The following is a 7,052-nucleotide window of genomic DNA, read 5'->3' as shown; positions in this document are numbered from 1 at the left end:
CGGCAACGGGCACCGGGCGCACCCGCGGCGCGACCTGACGGCTCACTCGAAGCGATCCACGTCCGTACCCCCGACTTTCACATGGGCGTCACCGCACCCTTCCCTCACGTTCGGTCCTCTTGGAACACTCGCTGCGCGCAGCACCCGCCCGTTCCGGCCGTCCGTGCACGAGGATGAGAGGACCCCCCATGCCGTCACCCACCCCCGAGGTCAACCGGCGCCGCTTCCTTCAGATCGCGGGCGCGACCACGGCGTTCACCGCGCTGTCCGGCAGCATCCAGCGCGCCGCGGCGTTGCCCGCCAACCACCGCACCCGCTCCGTCGAGGACGTCGAGCACATCGTCGTCCTCATGCAGGAGAACCGGTCCTTCGACCACTACTTCGGCACCCTGCGGGGCGTCCGCGGCTTCGGCGACCCGCGCCCGGTGACGCTGCCGAACGGCAAGCCGGTGTGGCACCAGACGAACGGCGCGGGCAAGGAGATCCTGCCGTTCCGCCCCGACGCCGACGACCTGGGCCTGGCCTTCGTCCAGGACCTCCCGCACGGCTGGAACGACGGGCACACCGCCTTCGACCGGGGCCGCTACGACAAGTGGGTGCCGTCCAAGGGCAGTACGACGATGGCGTACCTGACCCGCAAGGACATCCCCTTCCACTACGCCCTCGCCGACGCGTTCACCGTCTGCGACGCCTACCACTGCTCGCTCATCGGCTCCACCGACCCCAACCGCTACTACATGTGGACGGGCCACACCGGCAACGACGGCAAGGGCGGCGGCCCGGTCCTGGGCAACGAGGAGGCGGGCTACAGCTGGACGACGTACCCCGAGCGCCTGGAGAAGGCGGGCGTGTCCTGGAAGATCTACCAGGACGTGGGCGACGGCCTCGACGCCGCCGGCGGCTGGGGCTGGATCAACGACGCCTACCGGGGCAACTACGGCGACAACTCCCTGCTGTACTTCAACCAGTACCGCGGCGCCGCACCGGGCGACCCGCTGTACGACAAGGCGCGCACCGGGACCGACGCGGGCCGGGGCGAGGGCTTCTTCGACCGGCTGAAGGCCGACGTCAAGGGCGGGAAGCTGCCGCAGATATCCTGGATCGTCGCCCCCGAGGCCTTCACCGAGCACCCCAACTGGCCCGCGAACTACGGCGCCTGGTACGTCTCCCAGGTCATCGACGCGCTGACGAGCGACCCCGCGGTGTGGGCGAAGACCGCCCTGTTCCTCACCTACGACGAGAACGACGGCTTCTTCGACCACCTCGTCCCGCCGTTCCCGCCGGACTCCGCCGACCAGGGCCTGTCCACGGTCGACGCCGGACTCGACCTGTTCAAAGGCGACGCCGGACACGCAGCCGGCCCCTACGGGCTCGGCCAGCGCGTGCCGATGATCGTCGTCTCGCCGTGGAGCAAGGGCGGCTTCGTCTGCTCCGAGACGTTCGACCACACCTCGATCATCCGGTTCATGGAGCACCGCTTCGGGGTGCACGAGCCGAACATCTCGCCCTGGCGGCGAGCGGTCTGCGGCGACCTGACCGCCGCGTTCGACTTCTCCCGCACGGACACCCGGCCCGTCTCCCTGCCGGACACCGCCGGGTACGCCCCGCCGGACCACGCCCGCCACCCCGACTACGTGCCGACCCCGCCGGCCCAGGGCTCCCTGCCCCGCCAGGAGCCCGGCACGCGGCCCACCCGCCCGCTCAAGTACGCTCCCGTGGTGGACGGTTCGGCGGACGTGGCGGCCGGGAAGTTCACCCTCACCTTCGCCTCCGGCGCGCAGGCCGGGGCCGCCTTCCTCATCACCTCGGGCAGTCGCTCCGACGGCCCCTGGACCTACACCACCGAGGCCGGCAAGACCGTCTCCGACACCTGGAACTCCGTGTACTCCGGCGGCAAGTACGACCTGACCGTGTACGGCCCCAACGGCTTCCTGCGCGCCTTCAAGGGTCCGGGGAAGACGGCCGGCCCCGAGGTCACCGCACGGCCGGCCGGCGACGACATCGAGCTGACCTTCACCAACAAGGGGCCGGGAGCGGTGGACCTGACGGTGGCGAACGGCTACGGCGGCGACCGCACGACGGTGCGGGTCCGGCCGGGCGCCACGGTGCGCCGCACCGTGGCGCTGGCGGCGAGCGGACGCTGGTACGACCTCACCGTCACGTCCGGCACGGATCCGTCCTTCCTGCGGCGGTTCGCCGGACATGTCGAGAACGGCCTTCCCGGTGTGAGCGACCCCGCGCTCGCGACCGGCTGACCTGCGGACAGACAGCGGTTGTTTTCCGGCCGGCTCGCGGTAGTGTGCCCCGGTGACCACGCATTCGAACACACCTGCAGGCTGGTACCCGGACCCCCACGGGGCGGCGCAGACGCTGCGCTACTGGGACGGCGCGCAGTGGACCGGGCACACGCACGCCGCCCAGCAGGCCCCCGCGGTCCAGCAGGCGGCGCCGCAGGTGCCGGCCCAGCCGGCCGGTCCGGACGCGCGCGTGCAGCGGCAGGTGCAGCAGCAGGCCGGCGTCGCCCCCGGCGGCGTCGGCGGCGGCACCCTGTTCAGCGAGCCGGTCCTCGTGGTGAACCAGAAGGCCAAGCTGATCGAGCTGACCAACGAGTACAAGGTCTTCGACCAGAACGGCAACCAGATCGGCGCCGTCACCGAGGTCGGGCAGAGCGCGCTGCGCAAGGCCGTCCGGTTCGTCTCCAGCATCGACCAGTTCATGACCCACCGGCTGGAGATCCGCGACGGCTACGGGCAGCCGCAGCTCGTGCTCACCCGCCCCGCGAAGTTCCTCAAGTCGCGCGTGATCGTCTCCCGGCCCGACGGCTCGCAGGTCGGCGAGATCGTCCAGCAGAACGTCCTCGGCAAGATCAACTTCGCGATGAACGCGAACGGGCAGCAGGTCGGCGCGATCAAGGCGGAGAACTGGCGAGCCTGGAACTTCGCGATCGTCGACCACGCCGACAACGAGGTGGCCCGGATCACCAAGACGTGGGAGGGACTGGCCAAGACGATGTACACGACGGCCGACAACTACGTCCTGCAAATTCACTACCAGCTGCCCGAGCCGCTGCTGAGCCTCGTGGTGGCGACGGCGCTGACCGTCGACACGGCACTCAAGCAGGACGCGCGCGGCTGGGGCTGACGCCCGCCGGCCGACCGGCCGGCGGGGCCTCAGAGCGCCGTGAGGTGTTCCGGGCCCGGCGGCCGGGGCCGGGGCAGTAGCAGCGGTTCGGCGGAGGCCGTCCCCGGCTCGAGGGCCAGCACGGCGGCCACCGGGTGCGCCTCGGCGCCGCCGTCCTGCGCGGCCACGGGCGCGGGCTCCCTCCCGGGCGCGGGGGCCGGCGCCGGCGCCGTCGCGTCCTGCCCGGGACGCGGGGCGGCCCGCGACAGTTCGACCATGCCCCAGGCGGCGAGCGCCGCTCCCGCGAGCGCGAGCAGTACCCCCCGTACGCCGCCCTGCAACCCCTGGCCCAGCAGGGTCAGGCCGATCACCGCGGCGGCCACCGGGTTCGTCAGCGTCACCACCGCCAGCGGCGCGCCGAGACCGCCCCGGTACGCGGTCTGCGAGAGCAGCAGTCCGCCCGTCGCGAACGCCGCGACCAGCAGCGCCACGACGATCACGCGCGCGCTCAGCAGCGGTCCGGTGTGGTCCGTGGCGGCCACGGTCACGGTCTGGGTGAGCGCGGACGCCACTCCGGAGGCGACACCGGACGCGGTCGCGTGCCGCAGCCCGGGCCGCGCCCCGGGCCGTGACAGCGCTCCTATGAGGACAGCTGTGGCGCCCGCTACCGCCAGTGCCTCGGCGGGGCTCAGCACCTGCTCCGGCGCGGGCCCGGACGCGGCCAGGAGCAGCGCGCCGAGCCCCATCAGGGTGCACGCGGTGCCCCGCCACTCGGCGGCGACGACCCGTCGCCCCGCCAGGCGTGCCCCCATGGGCACGGCGGCCACCAGCGTGAGCGCGCCGAGCGGCTGGACCACGGTCAGCGGCCCGTACTTGAGCGCCACCACGTGCAGCAGCGCCGCGGACCCGTTCAGCGCCACCGACCACCACCAGCCTCCGCGCCGCAGCAGCCCGAGCGCGCCGGCGCCCGCCGACCGCGCGGCGAGCCGCTCCTGGGCGACGGCGGCGCCCGCGTAGGCCACGGCGGAGAAGAGCGAGAGGACCACGGCGAGCAGGGCGGCGCTCACCGGACCGCCCCGACGAGGGTGCTGCTCTCCCCGGCCTCTCCGGCCTTTCCGGCGACTGCGGTCTCTCCGGCCTCTCCGGCGACTGCGGCCCCTCCGGCGTCCTCCGCCTCCTCGGCCGGTGCGGGCCGCTGCCGGCCCAGGGCGACGGCGACCGAGCGGCCGTGCGGCAGCGGGAGCGCCACGAGGACGATGCCGAGCAGCGCCGTCGCCACGATCGCGTCGAGCCAGTAGTGGTTGGCCGTGCCCACGATGACCAGCAGGGTCAGCAGCGGGTGCAGCAGCCAGAGCCAGCGCAGGCGGGAACGGGTGGCGACGACCAGTCCGATCGCCACCATCAGCGCCCAGCCGAAGTGCAGGGAGGGCATGGCCGCGAACTGGTTCGACAGGTGGTCCGTCCTGGGCGGTCCGTACACCGAGGGCCCGTACACGCGGGCGGTGTCGATCAGGCCGGTGGCGGCGAGCATCCGCGGCGGGGCGAGCGGGAACGTCAGGTGCAGCACCAGGGCGGCCGCGGTCAGCGCGGCGAGGGCCCGGCGGGTCCAGACGTAGTGTGCCGGGCGGCGCAGGTAGAGCCAGACGAGCAGGCCCACGGTGGCCGGGAAGTGCACGGTGGCGTAGTAGGTGTTCGCGATGCGCACCAGGGCGTCGCCGTGCAGCAGCAGGGACTGCACGGCGCCCTCACCGGGCAGGTGGAGCGCCCGTTCCAGGTTCCACACGTGGTGGGCGTTGCGGAAGGCCTCGCCGGTGTGGTCGGCGGCCAGCTGGCGGCCCACCTTGTAGACGAGGAACAGCCCCGCGACGAGCAGCAGCTCGCGCACGAGCGCGGGCCGTGCGGGCCTCGCGGGCTCCGCCGCGGCGGCCTCGTTTCGGGATTTCATGCCCCGGCCCCTTCGCGTGCGTGGGTGCGTGTGTGACGTTGTGTGTGCCGGCCCGGTACGGGAGCGGTGCCCGCCCCGGTAGCATCGATACGACATCGTACCGATACGCCAGTGTACCGATACGGTGGAGTACCGGTACACTGGCGTATCGGTTGAGGTCTCTCACATTCGGCACGAGACACACTGGAGAGCGGCTGCAGCCGCACTCGAACCACGAGCGACAGCGAGGAGAAGAGCGATGACGTCGCAGGCCGCGGACGGACCGGACACGGTTGTCGCCTCGCGCCGCTCCAAGATCACGCCCGAGCGTGAGCAGGAGTTCTTCGACGCCGTCCTCGAACAGATCCGCGAGTGCGGCTACGACGCCGTCACGATGGAGGGCGTCGCCGCCAGCGCCCGCTGCAGCAAGTCCACGCTCTACCGGCAGTGGAAGAACAAGCCGCAGTTCGTGGTGGCCGCCCTGCGCTCGAACCGGCGCACGCGCTTCGGCGGCATCGACACCGGCTCGCTCGCCGAGGACCTCAGGCAGGCCGCGCGGGCCGCGGGGGAGTGGTCCGGCAAGGACACCCGGCTCCTTCAGGCGCTCGGCCACGCGATCATGCAGGACCCCGAGCTGAAGCAGGCGCTGCGCGAGACCCTCGTGGAGCCGGAGATCGCCGCGCTGCGGGAGATCCTGCGGCGCGGGGTCGAGCGCGGGGAGGTCGCCGCGGACAACCCGGCGGTGGCGTACGTGCCCGCGCAGATGTTCGGTGTCCTGCGCATCCGTCCCGTGCTGGAAGGGACGTACGCGGACGCGGACTACATGGTCCGGTTCGTGGAGGCCGCAGTGCTGCCCGCGCTCGGCCTCACCGCGAGACTCAGGCCGCCGTCCACGGGATGACTGGACGGTGACCTGCGCGCGCCGCACCGTGGGGACGGGGGCGGCGCACTCCCGGCCGGGCCGGGTCCCTCTGGAGCGGAGCGGGACCCGGCCCGGCCGACATCAGTGCCGGTGCGTCAGACGTCCTGTCCGCTGCCGCCGCCCGAGGAGACCTTGATCCCCTTGGTGATGTCGTCGAGCAGCGACTGCGGCTGGTCCGCGTCCACGCCGAACCGCACCACGACCAGCCGCCCGGGGCGCGCCGGGGACGGGAAGGCCAGCGACTCGACCAGCCCGTCGGATCCCTTGCTGGTGACCGCCTTCCAGCGGACCAGGTAGCCCTTCTGCCCGGCCACCGTCACCGCCTTGGAGGCGAGCACCTGGTGCGAGGCGATCGCCCCGTAGGTCTTGCCGCCGTAGGACTCCTCGGCGTTCGCCGCGATGTCGGCCTTGGCGACCTCCTCGGCGGTGCTGCCCCGGGTGCCCAGCACCATCGCGGGCGCCGAGTACGCGCCGCCCTTGGTGCAGGACTTCGAGGTGTCGCCGGGGCACTTGTAGCTGTCGTCGGAGGTGATCTGGGCGCCCACGCCGAGCTGCTGGCCGTACCAGCCGGCCGGGACGGGCAGGCTGATGCCGCTGGCCGCGTCGGGCACCGAACCGCTGCGGACCTTGGGCGCCTCCGGACCGCCGCCGGAGCCGCCGGAGCCGCCCGACCCGCCGGACCCACCGGAGCCCCCCGAGCCGTCGGACCCGTCGGACCCGCCCGGCCCGCCGAACGGCCCGCGCCCGCCGCCGGAACCCTCACGGTCACCGGGGCCGCCCTGCCCGCCCCGGCCCTGCTGGGAACCGGCACGGTCCGCCCGCCCGCCGTCGTCCTTGCTCAGCGCGTACACACCGACGCCGATGCTCGCAAGCACCGCGGCGGTCACCGCGACGGCGATGCCCGTGCGCAGCCCGCGGCGCGAGCGGGCGGGCGGCTGCCCCGGGTATCCCGGATGCACCGGATAGCCCGGGAAGCCGGCGGGTATCGCGTGGTGGGGGTCGTCCTGCGGGCCCGGGTGGGCCGGCGGGGCGGGGGGCTGGGCCGGCGGGGCGGGGGGCTGCGCCGGCGGGGCGGGGGGCCTGTCG

6 protein-coding genes are annotated in these 7,052 nt (G+C 73.5%); 3 read left to right on the top strand and 3 right to left on the bottom strand.

Translation table 11 applies throughout. From position 1 onward, the window contains the following. The first annotated feature begins 188 nt into the window (after positions 1-188). Positions 189-2,255, top strand: a complete 2,067-nt coding sequence (locus ACFC02_RS40815; RefSeq protein ID WP_376367806.1) for a phosphocholine-specific phospholipase C — start codon at positions 189-191, stop codon at positions 2,253-2,255. A gap of 52 nt (positions 2,256-2,307) precedes the next feature. Continuing rightward, positions 2,308-3,141, top strand: a complete 834-nt coding sequence (locus ACFC02_RS40810; protein ID WP_376367804.1) for a phospholipid scramblase-related protein — start codon at positions 2,308-2,310, stop codon at positions 3,139-3,141. 29 nt (positions 3,142-3,170) lie between these two features. Here ACFC02_RS40810 and ACFC02_RS40805 read toward each other — a convergent pair whose 3' ends face one another. Further along, entirely contained in the window at positions 3,171-4,187 is a 1,017-nt protein-coding gene (locus tag ACFC02_RS40805) for a hypothetical protein (RefSeq protein WP_376367802.1), read from the bottom strand. Then, positions 4,184-5,065: a phosphatase PAP2 family protein gene (locus ACFC02_RS40800; RefSeq protein WP_376367800.1), complete on the bottom strand. Its 882-nt coding sequence runs from the start codon at positions 5,063-5,065 to the stop codon at positions 4,184-4,186. The genes ACFC02_RS40805 and ACFC02_RS40800 overlap by 4 nt, the downstream gene beginning before the upstream one ends. A 238-nt stretch (positions 5,066-5,303) precedes the next feature. Between ACFC02_RS40800 and ACFC02_RS40795 the strand changes: the two genes are divergently transcribed. Continuing rightward, positions 5,304-5,945 (top strand): TetR/AcrR family transcriptional regulator, encoded by a 642-nt coding sequence (locus ACFC02_RS40795; protein ID WP_376367797.1) that lies wholly within the window; start codon positions 5,304-5,306, stop codon positions 5,943-5,945. A 116-nt stretch (positions 5,946-6,061) separates the two neighbouring features. Here ACFC02_RS40795 and ACFC02_RS40790 read toward each other — a convergent pair. Beyond that, positions 6,062-7,052 (bottom strand): hypothetical protein (locus tag ACFC02_RS40790; protein WP_376367795.1); only part of this gene is annotated, 991 nt, incomplete at its 5' end.

Source organism: Streptomyces sp. NPDC056160 (assembly GCF_042268205.1).
In the GTDB taxonomy this organism is placed as follows: Bacteria; Actinomycetota; Actinomycetes; order Streptomycetales; family Streptomycetaceae; genus Streptomyces.
This window is presented reverse-complemented; position numbering and strand designations above follow the sequence as displayed.